Annotated in this window: 26 protein-coding genes and 1 riboswitch; of the genes, 15 read left to right on the forward strand and 11 right to left on the reverse strand. The window is 44.1% G+C overall.

The genetic code is table 11. The annotated features are described in order from the left end of the window. Positions 1-120: 120 nt before the first annotated feature. Complete coding sequence (locus tag IV55_RS04215) at positions 121-2,139, reverse strand: heavy metal translocating P-type ATPase (protein WP_057809698.1); 2,019 nt, start codon at positions 2,137-2,139, stop codon at positions 121-123. Positions 2,140-2,249: 110 nt separating this feature from the next. Then, complete coding sequence (locus IV55_RS04220) at positions 2,250-2,687, reverse strand: CopY/TcrY family copper transport repressor (protein ID WP_057809701.1); 438 nt, start codon at positions 2,685-2,687, stop codon at positions 2,250-2,252. A gap of 201 nt (positions 2,688-2,888) precedes the next feature. Between IV55_RS04220 and IV55_RS04225 the strand changes: the two genes are divergently transcribed. Beyond that, positions 2,889-3,542: a metal-dependent transcriptional regulator gene (locus IV55_RS04225; protein WP_057809703.1), complete on the forward strand. Its 654-nt coding sequence runs from the start codon at positions 2,889-2,891 to the stop codon at positions 3,540-3,542. 211 nt (positions 3,543-3,753) lie between these two features. Here the strand turns inward: IV55_RS04225 and IV55_RS04230 are convergent, their stop codons facing one another. Then, a complete protein-coding gene (locus tag IV55_RS04230) occupies positions 3,754-4,314 on the reverse strand; it encodes a hypothetical protein (protein ID WP_057809704.1) in 561 nt (186 codons plus the stop codon). Positions 4,315-4,317: 3 nt separating this feature from the next. Then, a complete protein-coding gene (locus IV55_RS04235) occupies positions 4,318-4,794 on the reverse strand; it encodes a MarR family winged helix-turn-helix transcriptional regulator (protein ID WP_057809707.1) in 477 nt (158 codons plus the stop codon). 255 nt (positions 4,795-5,049) lie between these two features. Here IV55_RS04235 and IV55_RS04240 point away from each other — a divergent pair, with 255 nt between their 5' ends. From IV55_RS04240 to IV55_RS04265, 6 genes are all read left to right on the forward strand, one after another. Next, positions 5,050-6,021 carry a nucleoside hydrolase gene (locus IV55_RS04240; protein WP_057809709.1) on the forward strand — a complete coding sequence of 324 codons (972 nt, stop codon included), beginning with the start codon at positions 5,050-5,052 and terminating at the stop codon, positions 6,019-6,021. 196 nt (positions 6,022-6,217) lie between these two features. After that, positions 6,218-6,535: a magnetosome magnetite crystal formation protein family gene (locus tag IV55_RS04245; protein WP_057809711.1), complete on the forward strand. Its 318-nt coding sequence runs from the start codon at positions 6,218-6,220 to the stop codon at positions 6,533-6,535. A 30-nt stretch (positions 6,536-6,565) separates the two neighbouring features. Further along, complete coding sequence (locus IV55_RS04250) at positions 6,566-7,174, forward strand: ECF transporter S component (RefSeq protein ID WP_057809712.1); 609 nt, start codon at positions 6,566-6,568, stop codon at positions 7,172-7,174. A 59-nt stretch (positions 7,175-7,233) separates the two neighbouring features. Beyond that, a riboswitch (TPP riboswitch) is annotated at positions 7,234-7,323 on the forward strand. Between the two features lie 164 nt (positions 7,324-7,487). Then, positions 7,488-8,069 carry an ECF transporter S component gene (locus IV55_RS04255; protein ID WP_057809714.1) on the forward strand — a complete coding sequence of 194 codons (582 nt, stop codon included), beginning with the start codon at positions 7,488-7,490 and terminating at the stop codon, positions 8,067-8,069. Between the two features lie 33 nt (positions 8,070-8,102). Then, the gene (locus IV55_RS04260) at positions 8,103-9,524 is read left to right on the forward strand and encodes an ATP-binding cassette domain-containing protein (protein ID WP_057809716.1); all 1,422 of its coding nucleotides are present in this window, start codon (positions 8,103-8,105) and stop codon (positions 9,522-9,524) included. Further along, positions 9,521-10,177, forward strand: a complete 657-nt coding sequence (locus IV55_RS04265; protein WP_057809718.1) for an energy-coupling factor transporter transmembrane component T family protein — start codon at positions 9,521-9,523, stop codon at positions 10,175-10,177. The genes IV55_RS04260 and IV55_RS04265 overlap by 4 nt, the downstream gene beginning before the upstream one ends. A 103-nt stretch (positions 10,178-10,280) precedes the next feature. On the opposite strand, the gene IV55_RS04270 is transcribed toward IV55_RS04265, so the two are convergent. Next, positions 10,281-11,225: an alpha/beta hydrolase gene (locus IV55_RS04270; RefSeq protein ID WP_057809804.1), complete on the reverse strand. Its 945-nt coding sequence runs from the start codon at positions 11,223-11,225 to the stop codon at positions 10,281-10,283. A 162-nt stretch (positions 11,226-11,387) separates the two neighbouring features. On the opposite strand from IV55_RS04270, the gene IV55_RS04275 reads away from it, so the two are divergent. The 5 genes from IV55_RS04275 to IV55_RS10310 are packed head-to-tail and all read left to right on the forward strand — an operon-like array spanning position 11,388 to position 15,637. After that, positions 11,388-13,199, forward strand: a complete 1,812-nt coding sequence (locus IV55_RS04275; protein ID WP_057809720.1) for a M3 family oligoendopeptidase — start codon at positions 11,388-11,390, stop codon at positions 13,197-13,199. A 19-nt stretch (positions 13,200-13,218) separates the two neighbouring features. After that, positions 13,219-14,157, forward strand: coding sequence for an alpha/beta fold hydrolase (locus tag IV55_RS04280; protein WP_057809722.1), 939 nt, complete (start codon positions 13,219-13,221; stop codon positions 14,155-14,157). Between the two features lie 4 nt (positions 14,158-14,161). Continuing rightward, positions 14,162-14,584, forward strand: a complete 423-nt coding sequence (locus IV55_RS04285; RefSeq protein WP_057809724.1) for a helix-turn-helix domain-containing protein — start codon at positions 14,162-14,164, stop codon at positions 14,582-14,584. Between the two features lie 11 nt (positions 14,585-14,595). Next, on the forward strand, positions 14,596-15,471 hold the full coding sequence (locus tag IV55_RS04290; RefSeq protein WP_057809726.1) for a hypothetical protein: 876 nt from the start codon (positions 14,596-14,598) through the stop codon (positions 15,469-15,471). A gap of 7 nt (positions 15,472-15,478) precedes the next feature. Beyond that, positions 15,479-15,637, forward strand: coding sequence for a hypothetical protein (locus tag IV55_RS10310; RefSeq protein ID WP_157047459.1), 159 nt, complete (start codon positions 15,479-15,481; stop codon positions 15,635-15,637). 175 nt (positions 15,638-15,812) lie between these two features. Here the strand turns inward: IV55_RS10310 and gloA2 are convergent, their stop codons facing one another. Both gloA2 and IV55_RS04300 read right to left on the reverse strand, forming a co-directional pair. Continuing rightward, a complete protein-coding gene (gene gloA2, locus IV55_RS04295) occupies positions 15,813-16,193 on the reverse strand; it encodes an SMU1112c/YaeR family gloxylase I-like metalloprotein (RefSeq protein ID WP_057809728.1) in 381 nt (126 codons plus the stop codon). 89 nt (positions 16,194-16,282) lie between these two features. Then, positions 16,283-16,693, reverse strand: a complete 411-nt coding sequence (locus tag IV55_RS04300) for a MarR family winged helix-turn-helix transcriptional regulator (protein WP_057809730.1) — start codon at positions 16,691-16,693, stop codon at positions 16,283-16,285. Positions 16,694-16,767: 74 nt separating this feature from the next. On the opposite strand from IV55_RS04300, the gene IV55_RS04305 reads away from it, so the two are divergent. Further along, a complete protein-coding gene (locus IV55_RS04305) occupies positions 16,768-17,202 on the forward strand; it encodes a GNAT family N-acetyltransferase (protein WP_057809732.1) in 435 nt (144 codons plus the stop codon). A 361-nt stretch (positions 17,203-17,563) separates the two neighbouring features. Then, positions 17,564-18,250: a VTT domain-containing protein gene (locus IV55_RS04310; protein WP_057809734.1), complete on the forward strand. Its 687-nt coding sequence runs from the start codon at positions 17,564-17,566 to the stop codon at positions 18,248-18,250. Between the two features lie 63 nt (positions 18,251-18,313). Here IV55_RS04310 and IV55_RS04315 read toward each other — a convergent pair whose 3' ends face one another. Genes IV55_RS04315 through IV55_RS04325 form a run of 3 tightly spaced genes read right to left on the reverse strand, consistent with a single transcriptional unit; the run spans position 18,314 to position 20,260 of the window. After that, a complete protein-coding gene (locus tag IV55_RS04315) occupies positions 18,314-18,805 on the reverse strand; it encodes a hypothetical protein (RefSeq protein ID WP_057809736.1) in 492 nt (163 codons plus the stop codon). Continuing rightward, positions 18,805-19,233: a hypothetical protein gene (locus IV55_RS04320; protein WP_057809739.1), complete on the reverse strand. Its 429-nt coding sequence runs from the start codon at positions 19,231-19,233 to the stop codon at positions 18,805-18,807. Before IV55_RS04320 ends, IV55_RS04315 begins: the two co-directional genes overlap by 1 nt. 16 nt (positions 19,234-19,249) lie before the next feature. After that, positions 19,250-20,260, reverse strand: coding sequence for a lipoate--protein ligase (locus IV55_RS04325; RefSeq protein ID WP_057809741.1), 1,011 nt, complete (start codon positions 20,258-20,260; stop codon positions 19,250-19,252). Positions 20,261-20,570: 310 nt separating this feature from the next. On the opposite strand from IV55_RS04325, the gene IV55_RS04330 reads away from it, so the two are divergent. After that, entirely contained in the window at positions 20,571-21,023 is a 453-nt protein-coding gene (locus IV55_RS04330) for a universal stress protein (protein ID WP_057809743.1), read from the forward strand. 159 nt (positions 21,024-21,182) lie between these two features. Here IV55_RS04330 and IV55_RS04335 read toward each other — a convergent pair whose 3' ends face one another. Then, positions 21,183-22,067, reverse strand: a complete 885-nt coding sequence (locus tag IV55_RS04335; RefSeq protein ID WP_057809745.1) for a DegV family protein — start codon at positions 22,065-22,067, stop codon at positions 21,183-21,185. Between the last annotated feature and the right edge of the window lie 105 nt (positions 22,068-22,172).

Below are 22,172 nucleotides of genomic sequence, written 5' to 3' on the forward strand. Positions count from 1 at the left end.
AAAGTGGAGGGCTGCGAAGAATTCGCAAAGACCGCAACGGTAAGGCACGCTAGTTTCCCGCCCGCGAACGCAGTGAGCTCACTGTTATCCTGTTTTGGCGGAGACACTCACCACACTACTTTAGCGAACACGCAGCGTCATCGCGTTAACTGCCACAATAACAGTGCTGAGTGACATTAGAACGGCACCGACCATCGGATCGAGCATGAATCCCAGTGGTGCCAAAATGCCTGCTGCTAAAGGAATGGCAAGGATATTATACCCAGCTCCCCACCACAAGTTTTGTGTCATCTTGCTGGTTGTTTTACGAGCAAGATTCAAGAAATCAACGACATCATGCGGATCACTTCTAACCAACACAACGTCAGCGGAATCAACTGCAACATCAGTGCCTGAGCCAATCGCCACACCAATATCAGCGCGAGCCAAACTAGGGGCATCATTAACACCGTCACCAATCATCATGACCGCACCAGTTTGCTGATACTGTTTGACTAGTGCTTCTTTATCTTGTGGTAATAACTGTGCATGAACTTCGGTGATGCCCAACTGTTTAGCTACTAATTGGGCTGTTTGAAGATTATCCCCCGTTAACATGACGGGTTCAATCTCCTGCGCTCTTAGTGATTCAATCATAGTTTTAGCAGCTGGTTTAAGCTCATCACCTTGTGCGACAAACCCGATCACTGTGCCATCCAGCACCAAGTAACTAACGGAGTTGCCGGCACTGGCTAACTTATCAAACTGGTCCTTATCGTAGGTCAGGTTTTGTCCATCTAGGTAGGTAGCTGAAACTAGCTGTAATAACTTTGCTTGCCACTCACCTTGTAATCCAGCACCGGTCAGCTGCTTAACATTGCTAATCACAGCAGGTGTAACAGATGCTTCTTTCGCTGCCGTCAACACGCCGACTGCCAATGGATGACTCGATCCTTGTTCTAATCCTGCTAGCAATGCTAATATCTGCTGATTGTTTAACTCATCACTATAACTACCGTAATTTTGAACTTTAAAGTTGCCCGCTGTGAGGGTGCCCGTTTTATCCATCAAGGCATACTTTAATGTGTGCACCCGCTCCATTGCATCACGGTTACGGATTAACAATCCATGGCGCGCTGCAATCGCTGTACTACGCGCAATCACCAACGGAATCGCTAAACCCAACGCATGTGGACATGCAATGATCAAAACGGTTACTGCCACCGATAAAGCCAATGCCAAATTACCAACGAGTAACCAGGTAATAAAGGCCACAACGGCAACGGTCAACGCTGCGTAAAAAAGTGTACCCGCCACTTTGTCAGCCATGTTTTCCTGCGCTGATTTAGACTGTTGTGCTTTGCTAACAAGATCCATCACTTTCGCTAAATAACCTGTTTCACCAGTTCCTGTAATGATCATTTCAAAGGTACCATCACCATTTACCGAACCACCTATTACTGGATCGTCGATTTGCTTTTCAATCCGTTTGGCTTCACCCGTGACCATCGCTTCATCAACATTCGTACTACCACTCACGACTGTACCATCGGCCGGGATTTGCTCACCTGCACGAACAGAAACATGATCATCAACCTTTAAGTCACTGATTGCAACATCTTGCACCTGTTCATTTACAACTCGATGCGCAACACTTGGCAATAACTTTGCTAATGAATCAACCGCTGATCCTGCGTTCATGACCGCGTTCATTTCAATTCGATGTCCTAAAAGCATGATGACGATCAACGTCGCAAGTTCCCAGAAGAAATCCATGACGTGTGGATGCACGTGTAACAAATTATTCGCTAAGACCGCATACAAACTATAAATGTATGCTACAGAAATCCCCATAGTGATCAACGACATCATGGCAGGCTTTCTGGTTTTTAATTCATCTCTTGCACCAAAGAAAAATGGCGTTCCACCATAGAAAAAAAGAATCGTCCCCAGCGCCAACACAACCCAGTCTGAGCCAGGAAAGGTCAATTGAAATGGTAATTTCATCCCCATCATCGGCGTTAATAAGATGATCGGAATCGTTAGGGCAATTGACACCCATAGTTTTCGTCGTAAATTGCCCATGTGCATCATACCGTCCATGTGCATGTCTTCATCATTCATTCCGCTCATATCATGCTGCATGTGCATATCATCCATCTTCAAGCCTCCATTTTTCGTTTACATATGTAATCAGTAACTAGAGTTTACAATTGTAATCGAAAAAGGTCAACCAATGAGCCTCTCTTAAGAAGCTCATGGTTGACCGATTAGCACTGTCCTGTTTCACAATCAGGCAAACAGTTGCAGGGAACTTGCTCTGGTGCAGTGAGCGCCTTTTTTTCAAGCACAGCTTGCAGCTTTTTAACATCAGCTTGACTGAACGTTAAATCAGTCATCAAGTCCGCCAACGTTTGCCCTGCCTTCATTTGACACAAATGACTAAATAGCGCGTGTGTCGCTGCATTCATCGCAGCGGTTTCTTCTACTAGTGGCTTGTAATCAAATGCATTTCCTTGCTTAGTGGTACTTAAAATTTCTTTTTTAACTAAGCGACCCAACAGTGTTTTAGTCGTGGCCGGCTTCCAACCCATTTTTTCAGTTAAAATCTCGGTCAGTTGATGACTCGTTGCATGACCCAAGGTCCACAAGACACGCATCACTTCCCACTCAGCATCGCTAATTTCAATTTGCATCGTTGCTTCCATCGGTGATCATCTCCTGCTCGTTTAATATTTAGCTTAAGATTACACTTGTAGTCAAAGTGTCGCAAGTATCATAACTCAAGTTCTGACGCCTTAACTGGTTCATTAAAATGTTGATAATGAGACGTGCCGACAGTTGTTATTTCACAATAAAAGGGCTATAAATGGTGTATCGCACAAATTTAAATAAACAGGTGGAAAATAATGACTCCTATGAAGGAAGACTACCTAAAAATGATTTTCGAGTTAGGTGGCGTTTCTGGAAAAGTTTCAAACAAGCAACTGTCCCTTAGCCTTGATATTGCGGCCGCATCAGTTACTGAAATGATCAACAAACTCGTGGAAGAACGCTTGGTGTCACACACACCTTACGCCGGTATTTCACTCACTAAATCAGGGCGCAAAGCAGCCGAAGAACTCGTTCGTAAACACCGACTTTGGGAATGTTTCTTGTTCGACAAGTTGGATTACACACTGGCGACCGTGCACCAAGAGGCTGAACAACTGGAGCACAGTTCTAGTGATCAAATGATTGATAAACTAGACGCTTACCTAGGCCATCCAGAACATTGTCCTCATGGTGGCGCCATCCCCGATCCCGCAGGCAATTACGAAGTCGGTAGTCGGACAACCTTAGCGCAGGTTAATGATGGTGCTAAGATTCGGTTATCGCGCTTCGTCGATAATCACGATCTGCTCGAGTACCTCGAAAGTTTAAACTTCGTGGTTGGTCAAGAATTCACCGTCAATAGTCATGCACCATTTGAAGGTCCGATTTCTTTAACTGCTGCCGAAGCTGGTAACGACATTGATGTCAGCTTCAAAGCCGCCAATAACATCTTTATTGACGAACTCTAAATTAGTGAATATTTAGAAAACAACAATGGGTCTGGGACATAACTATTATGTCTCGGACCCATTGTTGTTTTCTAAGTTTCAATAGCGAAAACGTGCGCCAAAAGTCAAGTCGCTGTGCAGACTACGAACAACCTACCGGATTGAAAACCAATCCGTACGGCCGTTCTAGGTCTTGCTCGCTACTTCCCGACTTTTGTCCCACCCTCTTGATTTATCGCCGGTGTGCGCGCTGTTCATGTCGATGCCGGCTAATTGTCGTCCGAAATGCCGGCGACCGTTGCATTAATGTCAACGTATAACTTAAGCTGGCGCTGGCTGATAACGCCCACAACACCCACCAGCCACCTTCGTGAATACGCTTAAACGGTAGTAGTTCTTCAAGCATGCTATCGTTTGTAACGCTCCGCAGTTCATGCCAGTCCATCTGATGATGTGCTAACACGATCGTGACACCAATTTGAATCACTAAAATGGCTGCCCAACCAATTAAATAATGCCATCCACCACGAATCATCACGCGTTCTTGCCCGTCATTGTTAAGTGTTGGTTTGATCACCGCTAAACGTCCCTGGGTAACGCCGATAGCAATCCCCAGTATGACCATCACACCAGCAACGGTAATATTTGCCGGCGTGTTTTTAAACAACTGGAAGAACATAAACACCGAGTACAGTGGAATTAACCAGTACTTGTAGCGCCGTGGACGTTCAAATTCAAATTGACCACGAATAAAATAGCTCAAAATTAGTAAACTTAATAAAGTTGCACCCATACATTAGTCCTTGCTTTGTTCACTGAATGTTTCTGTTAAAATTTGTGCCAACTGACTGAATGACTGATTCATTTGGCAAATTTGTTGATAGTCCATTTTTTCAAGCATCAATCGTGCCACACGCCCCGCTTCCTCACGCTGATTCGTCTGTACAGATTGCCCTTTTTTGGTTAACTTGACTGTATGCCGACGACGATCGCTTGAATTCACTTCCAGGCGAATTAATTTTTGCTTCAGTAGATCACTAATCCGAATTGAAATCGCGCCACTGCTGACATGGTTTATTTTCGCTAACTCGCCAACCGTTGCGTTAGGCTGCTGTGATAACTGATCTAGTAGACTAAGACTACCCCAGCTAGCGCCATATGAGGCGGGAATTTTCGAAAGTGCCTTTTCAATTGCACGAAAACTACCGATATAGCCCTGTTGTAAAATTTGAATTACTTTTTGTTCGTCGCTTTGTTCATCTACGTCGCTCATGATTTCTCCACCCTGATCAGTCTTAGGTTAGTAACTTAATTTGTTAACCCTCATTATGAACAATTACGTTAATTAATAATACATTTATTTTCACTTGCACGTAATTTTTTTAAATGTTTCACTTTTTAACTAACTCCCGTAACAAAGCAATGAGAAAAAATGATTCAGACTTGAGTAAGGGCTTACATTCGTCTATTATAAATAGTGTAATTAAACGTTTTACTGAATTAAATCTTATTTAGCGGGGGTTACAAGATGGCTACAAAGAAAATGATTCTTGACTTGGATACCGGTGTTGACGATGCGTTGGCATTGGCTTATGCAATTGCTGCACCAGAAGTTGATTTGATTGGGATCGTTTCATCATACGGTAACGTATTGGTGGACAAATCAGCTGAAAACTCACTGAACCTATTGGAATTACTGGGCGCAACTGATGTGCCTGTATTCCTTGGTGAATCACACTCTAGCACCACTGATCACTTTGACGTAATGGAAATCAGTCAAAAGATTCATGGTGTCAACGGAATTGGGGAAGTTGAAATTCCAACTGCCAAACGCCCTGTTGAAAGTGGTTCTGGTGTTGACTTCATCGTTGATGCAGCCCACGAATACGGTGACAACTTAATCTTGGTTCCAACTGGTCCACAAACGAACTTAGACGCTGCCATTCAAAAGGACCCTGAAGTTGCTAAGTTAATTGGTAACATGACCTTCATGGGTGGTGCCCTCACCGTTCCTGGTAACGTAACAGCCTTCACGGAAGCTAACATTAACCAAGACCCTGCTGCAGCTGACCGTGTCTTCCGTTCACCATTGAAGTCAACGATGGTTGGTTTGGATGTTACTTTACGGACATTATTAACTAAGAAAGAAACGCAACAATGGCGTGACTTGGGCACCGTTGCCGGTGAAAAGTTCGCCGACATCACCGACTACTACATCGATGCCTACTATGACTTAGACATCGATAAAAATGGTTGTGCCATTCATGACCCATTGGCCGTCGGTATTTCAATCGACGAAAGTTACGCTAAGCTAATTGACCTTAACATGAAGGTTACCCATGACGATGCTGCTAACCCAGCTGATGTTGGTCGGACGATTGGTGACAGTGCTCGCCTAAACGACCCAACAACCAACATGAAGGTTGCTGTCGACGTTGATAAAGATCGTTACTTGGCTCATTTCATGGACCTCTTGACAAACTTATTTGCAAAACATTAAGCGCTATTAAAAACGTGCAGCCACCGCGACAAACGTATTTTTGTCACGGAGACTGTACGTTTTTTTGTTACTACCGATTTATTTAGTTCAGTTATGTCCCCAACAGACTAATATTTTTGACACATCGCAAATGTAAAAACTAGCGTCGCTGTAATCAGTGGCGTAAAATGAAAACAAAATTTTGGGGAGTGCCATCATGGAACATAAAGTTGTCAACGCACTAAGTTATTTCAGTATTTTATTCTTACCAGTCATTTTTCCACTAGTCGTGTGGATTGTCGGTAGTGGCGAACAAACAATCACGACAAATGCGAAAAAGGCTTTTTGGAGCCAACTATTGCCAACAATCATGGCATTTGCCTTATTCTTTTTCGTTGCCATCTATGGTTTAACTAATGGTGCTAATGCAGGGTTAGGTTGGTTAACTGGTCTTTTCTTTGGGCTACTGTGTCTTATCTCAGTCGTTTTATGGTTCTACAACATCGTCATGGGCATTCGGATGCTGCTTGCCTAACCACATTAGCTTGCTGGAGGATTAAGTCTTATGCAATCAACGACTTCACGTAACACACACAATCTCGTCTTAGCGGCGCTTTTTATTGCCATTATTTTGGTGCAAGTACTCGTTCCCTTCCTGGGATACATTCCGTTAGGACTAACGGCTATCGGTCTGCAGATCGTTATCATTCAATTCACTGTTACCATCGCAGCGATTTTAATGGGGCCTTGGTGGGGTGGCCTGATTGGCGGTGTCTGGGGATTGGCATCATTTATTCAGGCCTGGACAACCGTTTATAACTTAGGTGCCTTCTTGTTTAGAAACCCAGTGACAGCAATCGTCCCGCGTATTATGATCGGCATTGTTGTCGGCTATGTTTTCCAAGAATTAGCAGTCAAACGCCACCATCAACCTTTGGCGTTAATCCTGGCTGGTTTTTTATCTTCCTTTACAAACACCTTATTAGTTGTCCTGTTTTCTTGGATTACAATTGTCGGATTTCACCTGTATTTTCCAGGAATTCCACACAGTGGCACCTTCACTTGGATTTTGCTCTCACTCGTTGGGGCAAACGGGATTGCTGAAATGATTGCAGGCGTCATTATCGTACCGATTATCGGCGGCGCCACGCTCGCCTTACGCCGCGCTCGCTAAATTGTGTAAACAACATTGTTTGAAATATGTGGCGGTTTCCGCTACTATTGGTTCGTACCAAAATATATCTGGGGTGCCTAGCGGCTGAGATAAAACCCATTGAACCTGATTCGGTTAGTACCGACGAAGGGAGATACGTAAGTGTGGTTCCCACCACGGGACCATTTTCAATCCGAAATTACGACCTCTCACATCAGGTAATTCTTTGTGAGGGGTCTTTTTACTGTCACAGAATTATCTATGTGAGCGATAAATTCCGGATCAAGTCAATTGGTTGTTGAACGCTGGTTCATGCCCCACGGAGGTTAAGCTTATGGAACAAGACACACATTCGAACCGGTGGCATCTACGTGATGTCATCCTCATGTCAATTGTTGCTATTTTTATGGGCATTATTTTCTTTGTTACAGGCTTTCTCTACAATGGTTTGACCTTACTACTGACCCCCTTTGGGATGGCGCCTTTTGCCAATGACATCTTGTTAGGTCTTTGGACAATGGCTGGACCACTTGCCGCTTACATGATTCGCAAGGTCGGCGCGGCTACCATTGGTGAAATTCTTGCTGCCGCGGTCGAAGCCGTCATTGGCGGTCAATGGGGACCCAGTACTTTAATTTCCGGATTTATTCAAGGATTCGGTTCAGAATTAGGTTTCACCGCCACTTTATACCGTCGTTATGATCTTTTTTCATTGACCCTCTCCGCATTAACAACCACCATCGTCACTTTCATCTGGGACCTCGTTCGTTCCGGATATGGCGCATATCATCTTTGGTTAATTATTGCGTTATTCATTACGCGTTTACTTTCAACGTGGATTTTTGGTGCATTACTCGTCTCAGGCATCACAAAGCTCTTAGATCGTTCACACCTGCTAGACCACCGCAACGCCTAGCAAATTTAGCACTTGCTGTGAAAGTGAGTCATCATGTCAATTGTAAATTTAAACCATGTTACATTTAAATATGCCAAGGATTTACCGCCTGTTATTAACGACCAAACGTTATCCTTCACACAGGGAACTTTTAATTTATTAACTGGCCCTTCTGGAACTGGTAAATCGACATTATTGAAGCTAATCGCCGGGTTATACCCGGCTTTTACTGGTTTCCTAGAAAACGGGTCAATCCATGTCGCCAATCAACTAGTGGCAAAGCTCACGCCTGCAAAGCGGGCTCCATTGGTCGCAATGATGTTCCAAAATCCAAGTGAACAGTTTGCCATGTCAACACCACGTGAAGAACTTGTCTTCGCCTTGGAAAATCTCCAGGTAGTGCCAACTGAAATTCCTAAGCGCGTTGACTCTGCACTTGCCTTTGCAGATGTGACCGACTTCGCTGATCGCACTTTTACAACACTTTCTGGTGGCGAACAACAAAAGGTCTCACTGGCTGTCATCATGGCATTGGACTCACAGGTAATCCTTCTGGACGAACCCTTTGCCAACATTGATCCAGAGGCACGTTTGTTTTTACTTAACCGGTTAACGGAGCTTGTGCACGACCATGGTAAAACCATTATTGTTGCTGATCACGATTTAGCCGATTATCAAAAACGCATCGACCATCTTTTTATTTTAAACGAGGCTTCGCACCAAGTTGAGTCCGCGACAGCCATAGTGGCAAAGGCGCGCTTTGATGAGTTTGCGACACAACATCAGCAACAAGCAATCGCACTCCCTGTTGCTGATGCCACGCCCGTTTTTGAACTCGATCACTTTAGCGTTGGCCACACAACGCCACTGATTCAGCAAGATGCGCTGCAGTTATTTCAGCAACGCTTGACCGTTATTACCGGCGCTAATGGTTCGGGAAAATCAACGCTATTTGATGCCTTAGTTCGCCTACAGCCCTATTTTGGATCAGCAAAGTGGACTTCGCATGAAATCAAGCGATTGCGCCGGCGTACCTATGCACAACGAGTTTCACTAGTATTTCAACAAGCCAGCAGTCAGTTTTTAAACATCACCATGGCGGAAGAAATTGCGTTTAGTCAACAACACCAATTAACGCCTGATTGGGACAAAGCACGCATTGCCGATGCCGTACAGCAACTCAATTTGGCTGGCCATGAAAATCAGGTCGTGTATTCGTTGAGTGAAGGGCAAAAGAAGAAACTTCAAGTACTGATTATGCTCATCATGGGAACCGAAACCTTACTGCTAGATGAACCGTTAACTGGGCTTGATCTAAAGTCTGTACACACTGTGCTGCAATTGTTACATGATGCCGTGCACCTGCAGAAACAAACCGTCATTATGATTACGCATCAACTAAACGATGTCGCGGCTTATGCAGATTTGCATCTCCATCTAAGTACTAAGCAGTTGGCTTACGAGGCGACCTTATGAATCCAACCTTACTTTTACTGCTGACCTTATTGGTTGGTCTCGAAATTTCCTTTACTTCGGTTATCTGGGCCAATGTCGTCATTATTGCCATCGCTATCGTGGTTATGCTGAGATATCGTGTTCACTGGCTGACCTTTGTGCGTCTGTTACTAATTCCATTAATTCCAGCAGTTGGGATTTGGTTTTCAATTCGCTACTTTTCTACAGCTCACAGTGTCCATTTTGCCTGGGTGATGTCGACACGGATATACGCCTACGCATTTCTGGGTGGACTCTTTAATGCTGCGACGACCACCAATGCAACCTTAGCGTCACTTGAGCAAAACGGTCACATCCCCACGACCTTCGTTTACGGAATGCTGGGTGCATTTAACTTTGTCCCTAAAATTCATAGTGAGGTTGCCATCATTCGAGCAAGTGCGCGAATGCGCGGTGTGAATCTCCATTTTTGGTCTCCTCAGTTACTATTTAAGGCGATCGTGGCTGCACTAAATTGGTCTGAAAATTTAGCCGAGGCGATGACCTCGCACGGTTTTACAGAAAATGCCCAGCGAACACATTTAAAAGTACTACGGATTAGCATCCGTGATTATGTCGTTGCTGGGATAACCCTAGTTGTCTTACAATTCATTTTATTCAGTCACCTACCTTGATTTAAAAATCGACCATACAAAAAAGCGTGGATCATCAGTCCCTTGTAGCCTAAATAGCTGCCTACGGACTGATGATTCACGCTCTTTTTTTACATAACTCAAATCATTTAAAATTTTCTTTTAGAAATGCTTCAATATGTTCTTGATAGGCTTTGGGGTCATGTCTAAACGAAGCTGCGTGCTTCGCGCCCTTTACAATCCATAGTTTTTTCGGTCCATTTGCATGGCGATAATTTTCATGCACCATTTTTGTTGGCACAAACGTATCTTTGCTGCCATGAATCATCATGATTGGCCGGTGATTACGTGCGACTGCCTTAACAGCGCTGGCTTCGTGGTAATTATAGCCTGCTCGTACCTGACTAATTGTACTGACAACGGGAACCAGTGGCCAGGCCGGCAAATTATACATTGATTTTGCTTGGTAACTAATTTCGTCCTCAACCGATGTGTAGCCACAATCTTCAATGTACGCTTTTACTTGCTTAGGGACATCTGGTTCACCACTGACCATCATCGTCGTGGCACCACCCATCGAAACGCCAAACATCAGAATTTTACTTTGCTGGCCATTTTTGGCAACAACCTGGCGAATCCATTTCAAATAATCTTTTCGATCCAACCAGCCATAACCGATGTATTTACCCTGTGATGCGCCAGCCGCACGATCATCCGGAATCAATACATTAAAACCCAGCTCGTGAAACATCGTCCCATAGGCTGACATTTTTTCTTTATTGCCACCAAATCCGTGCGCAATCACAACGGTCTTATCCGTTTGCTGCGCAGCTGGTAAATAATTTGCCACTAATTTCAAATTACCCGGCTGGCCCTTAATTGTCCACGTTGCCTTCGGTTGTTCCCGAAACCAGCGATCCTTTTGATACAATGGATCACTTTTAGCCATCGGTTTATTATTAATAAATGCTTTGTGGCTGCGGACTTCAGCCACCTTAAAGAAGTACGCCCCAGCACCAAACAACCCTGCGCCTAGTAGCAAAACAACCACTAGTAAACTAATCCAGAGTCCTCGATGCCCATGATGAATTTCTCGGTCACCGGCGTGGCGCAAATTTCTTTTACTCAATTTAGTCAACCCCCTACTTCAATCAGCCAACTTTACCACGAAATGATTACTCTCACAACGGGCGTTTCCGTGGTGGGACTGCTATAATAGCGGTAACATCGCTGTAAACGGAGGCTTTTACACATGAAATATAAACAAAATTGGAACCTTGAAAACATTTTTCCAGGTGGCTTTGAGTCACCTGCTGCAACTGCACGCTTAAATGAACTCGTTACTACGATCGAAACACTTAAGCAAACCGTAGTTGATCTAGACTTAGGAGCTGATCAGCCTACATACACTGCTTTGCAAAATTACCTGACGAAGCGTAATGAAATTGCTGACGGTTTGAAACAGCTTGGTGTCTTCTGGACCGCACATCAATCTGCTGACTTTACAAATGCAGCGATTGGGCCAAAATTAGCACATTTGAGCGAAGTCAGCACGGAATTTGACGACATCGAAGTTTCATTTGGCAAAAAGTTAGCTGCTTTAAATGATGATGATTTTAAGCAGTTAGCCGCTTTACCAGCCTTTCAGGAGCTCCGTTTTAACCTCAGTGAAATTCGTCAACATGCAAACGAACAGCTGGATGAGGCAACTGAAAGTGTTATTAACAAGCTTAGTATCGATGGTTTTCATGGTTGGAGCTCACACTACGATACCATTGCCAGTCAAGTGTCTGTCCCTTACGTTGACGCCGATGGTAAAGAACACACTCTGTCTGCAGGGCAAGCGCTCAATCAATTGACCGGTGCACCTGATAACAGCACGCGCAAACGGATCATGGCTGCTTATGAAACTGCCTGGGGCAAGGAAGAAAGCATTGCCGCTGACACATTAAATCATCTGACAGGCTTCCGTTTACAAAACTATAAGTTACACGGTACCGACGACTTTTTGAAATTCCCATTGGAACAAAATCGGATGAGCCAGCGGACCTTAAACACCATGTGGAACGTCGTCGAAGCAAACAAAGACATGTTCATCCCTTACATGGATCGCAAAGCAGCCTTGCTGGGTAAAACTCAGTTCGATTGGCAAGATCAGTCTGCACCAATCATGGTTGACGGTTTTGAAAGTAAGCACATCGCCTACGATGATGCAGCAGACTTTATCGTCGACAACTTCCGCAAGTTCAGCCCTAAAATGGCAAACTTGGCGCAAACCGCCTTTGACAACCAATGGATTGAAGTTGAAGATCGCCCCGGCAAGCAACCTGGTGGGTACATGGAAGATGTTCCTGAAAATAAGGAATCACGTATCTTCCTAACGTACACTGGTACCCCCGAAGATGCGTCATCGGTTGCCCATGAAATTGGCCACGCGTTCCACTATGAAGCTGTCAAAGACTTGCCTGAAATGCGCCGTGATTATGCTATGAACGTTGCTGAAACGGCATCAACCTTTGCTGAACTTGTTGTCGCAGATGCCAACGTTCAATCTGCTCAATCAGTTGGCGAAAAAATCAACCTACTCGATACTAAGTTACTAAATCCTGTCGCCATGTTTATGAATATCCGAGCTCGTTACCTCTTTGAAACTAATTTTTATAAAGAACGTCAAAACGGACAGGTCACGCCAGATCGTTTGAACAAGATGATGTTAGCTGCTCAAAAATGGGCCTTCTCTGATCATCTCGGCACCTATCACCCACATTTTTGGGCCAGCAAGTTACATTTCTACATCGATGATGTGCCATTTTATAACTTCCCTTACACGTTTGGGTACCTATTCAGTCTTGGCATTTACGCTAAGGCACAGGCATCCGGTGGCAACTTTGAGGATAACTATATTGCGCTGCTACGTGACACTGCGAATATGTCCACCGAAGAACTTGCCAAGAAACACCTGGATGTTGATTTGACGCAACCAGACTTCTGGCAGTCCGGTGCCAACCTAGTTCGTAAAGACATCGATGAATTCATGAAACTATCTGAGCCCTTTGTAAAATAGCCCTTTTCCGGAGGTTCCTATGTCTGTCACTACCTTCACTTTTCCCTCAAGTGATCGTTTACACACGGTCGAAGCACGATTATGGCGCCCCGAAAGCACGCAACCGGTTAAAGGCACCATCCAACTGGTTCACGGGATGGCCGAGCACATCGACCGCTATGCTGATTTTGCCCAATGGTTAACCGCTAACGGCTGGGTTGTCGCTGGCGACAATCATCTGGGTCATGGCCATACAGGTGGAAAAACACCACTCGGTTACTTTGGTACGCGTGCGCCTGTCGATCACTTAATCGATGATGAATTCATATTAACCAAATACTTGCGCCAAAACTACCCTGGACTACCACACGTCATCATTGGTCACTCGATGGGATCAATGATGACCCAAGTATTTTTGACAAGGTATGGCCACTGGATCGATGCCGCTGTTCTAATCGGGACATCTGCTTATCACCCAATTTTGACACTGGTTCGTCCAATTGTGTCCATTTTGAATTCTGTGGCACCTAAACGCCCTAACCATTTTCTCGATAACTTAGCTTTTGGCGGATATGCAAAACGGTTTCCTGAAGATTTTCCGTTTCAGTGGTTATCTGCTAACGCTGACAACGTGCATCGCTATAACGCCGATCCCTTATCTGGTTTTACATTTACAAATAACGGCTTCAAAGTGCTTTTTCAGCTGACGCACTTAGCAACGCGTAGACATTGGTTTGATGGTATTCCCCTTGAGTTGCCAATGCTCATCACCAGCGGTGAGCATGACCCCGTCGGTGGCTTTGGTCAGGGACCAAAACGGCTTTTACGGCATCTTACCCACGCTGGCTACACAGACGTTACTCTAAAAACTTGGCCACAAATGCGGCACGAAATTTTGAACGAACGTGACCATGAGCAGGTCTATGCGTTAATATTAAATTGGATTGAAACGCATCTGAGTGATGCAGAAAGAAAGTGACAGCATGTTTCCTGACCGATTGCGAGCCATTCGTCGTGGCCGCCACATCACGCTTGATCAATTAGCTGATGATTTAAATGAAAATTTAACGCCCCAAGAAAAGCCCAACACTGCCTCACAAATTGGTAACTGGGAACGTGGCATCCGTACGCCTTCATACATCGAAGTCCGTAAGCTCTCTGAATTTTTCGATGTTTCACTTGACTATCTCACCGGTAAAGCTGAACTCGACGAGTATGACCTAGGTCGTCTCTTCCTGTCTGGCAAACGTTTAACGTTTAATGGTGACACACTCAGCAGTCAAGACCGTTATGATGTTTACCAGCTAATCGAAGGATTCATGCATGGTCGTGAAAGTCGGCGTGAAGAAGTCCCTATCGATCACCAAGAAGAACTTGATTTAGGCTATGACGAGCCTAAATCCTAACGAGGTCGTCAATGAATCCCAAGCAACTACGTAAATTAAAAAAGCAGCTTCATCCAAAAACGACCGCTTCAGCACCTGAACTCAATCCTAATGCCGGCGCAGATAATGATTACATCACACAGATGAACCATTTTCGCGATGAATTCACTGACTTTAGCGATGCCGTGTTCTTGATCAACCAAGTACTGGAAGCAGACCGTTTGTTATCACGTGGCTTATTGCCACAACCATTGCCACCATTACTACTACCAGACAATTTCCAAGACACCATGTATCAACGGTTACTCGCTAAATATCCATTGGGTGATCCTCGTGGCGATCAAATTTGGAATCAGCTATCAGGTGATCTTCCGCAGTTAGATCGCGCGTTGCGTAATTTCCGTGAGTATCTCGAAACCACTTATGGCATGTGGGCTTATATTTCTGCACCATTTGCCAATGACCTGAGTGCTTACTTAAATGGACGGCCAACGTTAGAAATCATGGCCGGCAACGGTTATATTTCCAAGGGCTTGCGCGATCACAACGCCAAACAACCCATTTACACGACTGACTCCAAAGACTGGACCGCTGAAAATGAAACTGGAAAGCACCCTGTCACGACCGTTGAACAGCTTGACGCCTTAGCTGCGATTGAGAAATATAGTGACCAAGTCGCAGCGGTAATCATGAGCTGGTCACCTGATGGCCAGACAGTCGATTGGGACGTATTACAAGCACTACGTAAGCTACCATCACAACCAGAATTAATCGTCATCGGTGAAAAGGACGGCGCCACTGATTCAACAATTTTCTGGCAACAAGCAACGTTGACAGAGATACCTGCGCTAAACAAACATTTCAGCCACTTCGACCTGTTGAACGATCAAGTCTACATCGCAAAGTGAGGTTACTATGGATAAGGCTCTAAAAGACACCTTAGGATTTCTAATTGCCGGACTCGGTTTACTGATATTTGGAATCTGGGCACGGCAGTTAGCCACTGGTGCATTTGGTACGGTACTATTGTTGATTGGCTTATATAATTTATGGAACCGTCGCCATCAAGGCTAACCAGCGTTGATAAAAAAGCCTCAGAGAAACGTGAAATTTAATTCACGCTTCTCTGAGGTTTTTTTGTGTCATTAATCGTGTAATGTCGAATGTTAATGGTTAGGCGATTGGGTATGCTGAGGGTTGGGTTATCTTGCTCTAAGCCGACCCGTAGTCCGTCACACGTTTAGCCTTATCATTCATGCAACTCAATCGGCAAGCCATCTGGGTCTTCAATAAAGGTCATTTTCTTACCCGTAAACTCATCCGTTCTAATCGGCTCTGCACGCACGCCTAGCTCGGCTAGTTGAATAACAGTCTGATCTACGTCAACCACTGTAAACGCGACGTGGCGAAGCCCTAGCGCCTCTGGGTAGCTTGGACGATCTGGACTATTCGGACGCACAAAAAGTTCAATTTGAACGTTCCCTGCAGCTAACATGATGACGGTATCATGACGGACTGGACGGTCATACTCACTGACAAGTTGAAAACCCAACTTCGTCATGTAAAAGTCCTTTGCTTTCACATAGTTTGAAACAATGATGGCAATGTGATTCAACTCTCCTAATTCCATGTGCGCCTCCTACCGATTACTTTACTAACTTTCAGTATAGCAGTGCAGCGACATAGATTTCACCTTCAACCATCCAAAGTTCATTCTTACTAGCGCAGTTCACTACTTGCTTTCCGCATCAGCAACGCTAATTGTTGCTGTTCTGCCGGTGACAATTGACCAATCGTAATCGTCGCCATACGTTGCTCAAACCGATGAATTTCAGGATACACCGCCTGTGCCTTTGCGGTTGGAAACAAATGACGCACCTTTTTATTCTGGCTGTCCGCACGTTTCTCGACATAACCGTCTGTAATCAATTTTTGAACGGCACGAAAACTCGTCGTTCGGTCAACCGCCATTTCCCCGGCTAATTCATCAAAGAAAAGGCCCGGCCGCTCACAAATTCGTAACAAATATTGAAACCGATTATTATTGAGTCCAATCGCTGCAAATTCATGATTCGCAGCCGTTGTCGCTTCTCGTGAAAACAACCCGATTTGTCGTAATGTCTCAATCATTTATTTTCTCCTTGTTGTATTTGCAACAAAATAATTATATACTAACCAGCATTAAAAACAAGGGATGACAACTTATGTGGCAACTAAAACAATTTTCCGAACTCACAGCAGATGAGTTATTCGATATCATGAAGGCGCGTATTGATGTCTTCGTTGTGGAACAAAAAAGGATCTATCCGGAGGCTGACGAACTGGATCGCACTGCTTTACACCTCTTCAATTACGTCGATCACCAATTGGTCGCCTATGCGCGTATCTTTCCAAAAGGCGATTACGTCACTTTTGGGCGTGTACTAACAACTAGTGCGGTGCGTGGCTCCGGTTATGGCGCGCAGTTAGTAACCGAAATTCTGCAGATCATTCAACAACGCTTTCCAAATCGTCCGATTCAAATCGATGCACAAACACATGCGCAAGAATTCTATCAACGATTTGGCTTCACGCCAGTTGGCGATATCTTCACCTTCAACCACACGCCACATATCCGGATGGATCATAACGCTTTATAAACAAAAAAAGATCCTTTACCCATTAGAGTAAAGGACACGTTTGGCGTGTTCGGTATACCTTCCGAACTTAAGGTGCTCTTCAATGAAGAAGAGCGAGTATGTCAACACCCAATTAGTAGTCGATGGGTGGACCGCCATGTTCCACAACATAAACGATCAAGCACTCCGAATGCGTCGGAAATGCGTGCCTCTGACTTCGAATTGTCACTAGCCTCCGCAGAGGGACGGTATAAATACCGCCTGACATATCTCGACTCATCGCATGGAACTAGTGTAACATCTCACTGTTAAAAGTCAAACCTCACTGTAGAGAATTATTTCCGTGGCTTTTCGACACGTTTGCCCGTATGATAAAACTACTATGACAAATTTTATAACTTCAACACGCCTCGCCTGGGTACTGGAATTTATTTTTCACCCGTTAAATTTCCTGATTCCTTGGACCAATGAATTAGATTATTGGGGCTATCTCATTTTATTTACGGTTCTTTTTCTAGAAAGTGCCTACTTGCTGTTTTCCTTTTTACCAGCACAATCCTTATTATTTGTTGCCGGTGCGATTTCTTCCAGTCATGCTTCTGCGTTAAACATCTATGTGTTATTAGTTGGGTTCGCTGCAATGGTCTTATCCGGTTCTATTATTAAATACCGTACCGGACTCAAAATGCGCAGCCGTGCCACTAAACGCCAACAGACAAATGACCTGCCGCCAACTAAGACGCAGCAGCGCTTATCACAATCCGAAGCCTACTTCGATAAATACGGTGGTTCTTTTTTAATCATCGCGCGCTTCATCCCTATCGTTGGCTTATTCATGCCATTGATTGCCGGTCGCACCCAAATGGATAGACAACAGTTCCATCTATTTAATACTGTCGGCGTCACCGCTTGGGTGTTAGTCGCCACATTAGCTGGCTTCTTCTTTGGCAAAACGAAATTTGTAGAAAACTATTTCACCTTTATTTGCATTGGCATTGCCTTATTCCCAATTCTCGTTCATGAGATTACCCGCTTTTTGCGCGAATGGCATGCTGCTTTGCAAAGCTAGTAATCAAAAAGCGTGTTCGTAATCGGTCATTTATGACTGATTACGAACACGCTTTTTTGATACTTAATCTTCTTGTTTGGCAGATTCCTCAGCTTGAGCCGCCATCGTTTCTAGGCGCTCAATCTGTTCACGTAACCAATCGACAATTTTTACGGTGACTGATTCTGGATCGTCCAAAAAGGCTTGGACAGAGCTAGCTAAGTCAATCCGCATCTTAGAAACATTGATGGCTGGTGAATCGATAATCATGTACAAATTAACTGGCATGGTCGCATCAGCATCCAGCATCTTATCGATTTCCTTAGCATAGGCAAACGGTAAATTGAGGAGTGAGCTTTCCAAGCGAATGTTGATTTCCTGATCATTAAACCCAGTTACGTCTAAACGCGTTGAAACCAGTTGATCAGCTTCAAGCTGCTTTTTAGCAAAAGCAATACTTCCAGCAATGACGCCGGCTGGATCATCATTTAACTCAGAAAAAGTAACTGTGGCTGTAGCCACTTGGTACGCTTCATCAGTTAGTGTCGTTAAAAATTCACTTACATTCCGTTCCATTACTTATTGCGCCCCTTTGCTTGCTTTTTTTCGACCCAAATTCGGTTATTTTCCTCATAGTTGCGACGGAATCTTGCACCAGCAACAAAGGCTTCAAAGTTAGTAATCAAACCAATTACTGAAAATAGCACAACGACCACGTTGACGAGCATTGGTGCGTGCCCCGTAAAGGTCTTGGCAACTGCTAACAATAAAATCGCCGTTAAAATAATCAAAATAAACGCTTGAGGATAAACTGAAAAGCGCCAGTTAAAAGCAAACATTAATACAGGAATAGCAACAAATACCAGCAATACAGCTTCATTTGCTAAAAAGTGCGGCATGATGGTACCTGCATTTCCACCAAAACCAAAGTACACACCTGCATTAACAATTGTGTAAAAAATCCAGGCAGCAATGGTCAAACTAACGACACGTGCATCTCTCATCTAGATAGGAACCTTTCTATGCCAGCAAATCGATGAGTTGTTCCTGCGAAATGCCGACGAAGTATTTACTGAGATCAACGTCTGCAAGTGCTTGCTGCAAATCGTCACGGTCATACTTGATTCCGGTCAGTCTATCAGCCAGTGCAGTGACATCTTCAGGACCGAAGAAATCACCATAGAACTTAATGTGTTTGATTTTCCCATCGGCAACGTTTAACCGTGCATCAATGGTTCCGTAATCAAAGTGCTGACGCTTCTTAACCGTGAATTCAGGCGAGTTTCCGTAAACCCAGTCCCAATTATTGTAATATTGTTCGTACAACTTGTCGATTTCTTTCTGTTCATCAGGTGTGACAACATACTCACGATCCTTAATATCCGCTAAATCATCAACACCAAATAGTTCTTTCAATAAAATGTCACGGAACGCTGGCACATCAATATTTTGATATTCATCACTCAAAAATGGCTGCAAATTAGTCACCCGTGAGCGTACTGACTTGATGCCTTTAGAAGCAATTTTATCAGCTGGGACATTCAACGCATGGGTTACAACATCCAAGTCGACATTCAGCATTAACGTCCCATGGGAGAAGGTTTTGCCATTACGCGTATACATGGCATTTCCAGAGAACTTTTTGCCATCCACTAAAATATCGTTACGTCCGGAAACTTCAGCGGTTGTCGCACCCATTTTGTGCAAAGCCTCAACGATTGGTTTTGTGAAGGACTTAAAATCACCAAATTCTTCACTGTTTGAATTCACCACAAAACTGAAACAAAGATTACCTAAGTCTTGATAAACTGCACCACCACCAGAAAGCCGACGCGTCACACGAATATTATTGTCTTGGACGTATTTTTGATTGATTTCTTCAAGTGTATTTTGATTACGTCCCACAATGATACAAGGCTCTTCATAATAAAATAAAAGCAATGGTTCATCAAAGTTCTTGTTATTCATCAAATACTGTTCAGTCGCTAAATTTTCACCAATATTATGTGATTTCATCGAAACATAGTACATTATGCAGTTCCTCCTATAGTTTCAGGTGCCAACCCACGCTTTTTAATGAATCGGTTTCTTTCAAAGTTGATGTTAGCACTTTCTGAAAGCGGACACAATTACTAACTTAGTGCATTCCTTTCGATTGATTTCACAAACTTTCACAATCATTTTGCTAGACTGTAAATTCACTTGTAGACACCCACCAGTAGTCAAATTACAATTTTCTCAGCGCTCAGCTAGTAAATCGCTTACATTCTGTTGGTAAAACGGTATAATAAAGCCAAGGCAACATCAGAGTTTCTGATTGATAGAAAGGTGGCATGTAACAATGTTACAGCAATACAAAAATATCCTTGCCCCAGTGGACGGTTCCAAAGCCACTGAACCAGTTCTAGAAAAGGCAATCGAGGTTGCCAAGCGTAATGAAACACACCTCGACATTTTAAATGTCTTGGAAGTAAACCAGTTCTCCGATAGTTACGGCGGTGCCGTTAGTGGTGACGTTATCTACCGGTTAGTGGAAGATGTCCAAAACCGTTTGGAAGCCTTAAAGAAACAGGCCGAAGATGCCGGTGTTAAAGACGTCGATATCCATGTGCGTTTTGGTAATCCAAAGCCAGTTATCTCACGCGAATTCCCTCATGATCACGGTAACGAATTAATCGTCATGGGAACTACTGGTTTAAACGCCGTGGAACGTTTGATGGTCGGCTCTGTAACTAACTATGTCAGCCGTAATGCTGATGTTGATGTATTAATCGTTAAAGTGAACCAAAAATAACCTAAACTGAATAGAAAACAACAATGGGTCTGAGACATAACTAATTATGTCCCAGACCCATTGTTGTTTTCTAAGTTTTACTAGCGGAAATGTGCGCCAAAGTCGGAAAGTCACTATGCAGACTACTTCCCGACTTTTGTCCCGCTCTCATTCATGCACTTAATCAGCTAACGTTTGCCAATCACGAGCCCAAACTAAGCCCATCACCTTTTCGCCGGTGTGCACCCCAATTGATGGTCCGATATGGGCAACCTCAAATTGCGCCGGTTCGCCCACTGCAGTCTGCAAGTCGCTACAGGTTAAATCACTCATCCAGGTTGCACTGCCCTCTGGATTGTTGGCATCAATAACACCAACTCGAACCGGCTGTGTTTCCGTAATAAGTGATTCAGTAAAGTCTTGTTTAACACGTTGAAAAGCACGTTTAGCCGTCCGTTCCTTCGTTAAGGCGACAATCTTACCGTCTTCAAACGTTAAAATCGGCTTTATCCGCAACAAGTTTCCAACAAACGCCGAACTATTCGTAATCCGCCCTGTACGCAACAAATGACTTAGATCATCTACGACAAAGTATACGTGTGTACTATCCCTTAGCTGCTCTAACGCTGGTAAAATCTCTGCGGCAGACTTACCCGTCTTCGCCATTTTAGCAGCTAACAACGCCAGCCAGGCCTCACCTTCGCTAGCCATCTGAGAATCAAAGGGATATACCTTTATACCTTTCACAGTTGGCGCATAAGCCGTTAAGTTCTGTAAAAACGTTGTAATGCCGCTAGACAAATGAATACAGACAACTTCGTCATAGCCTTCTTCAATCAGTTGATCGAACTGTTCTTGCATCTGCATCATCGTCACTTGTGCAGTTGATGGCATTGCCTTTTCTTCACGCATACGTTGATAAAAAGTCTCACTGGTAATTTCAACGTTCTCTAAGTATGTTTGGGTGCCAAAAATAACGGTGATTGGCACCACACGAATACCTGCGGCCTCTGCTACTTTAGGATCTAAGTAACTCGCGCTGTCCGTAATTACGGCTGTTTTCATCTCGCTGCCTCGTTTTTAAATGAGTTCGGGACCTAAGTCATCTAATCCCAAACGCTCTTTTTGAATTTATGAACTTAAATAGTGAAAATGTGGGCCAAAAGCCAA

Source organism: Furfurilactobacillus siliginis, assembly GCF_001437435.1.
Lineage (GTDB): Bacteria > Bacillota > Bacilli > Lactobacillales > Lactobacillaceae > Furfurilactobacillus > Furfurilactobacillus siliginis.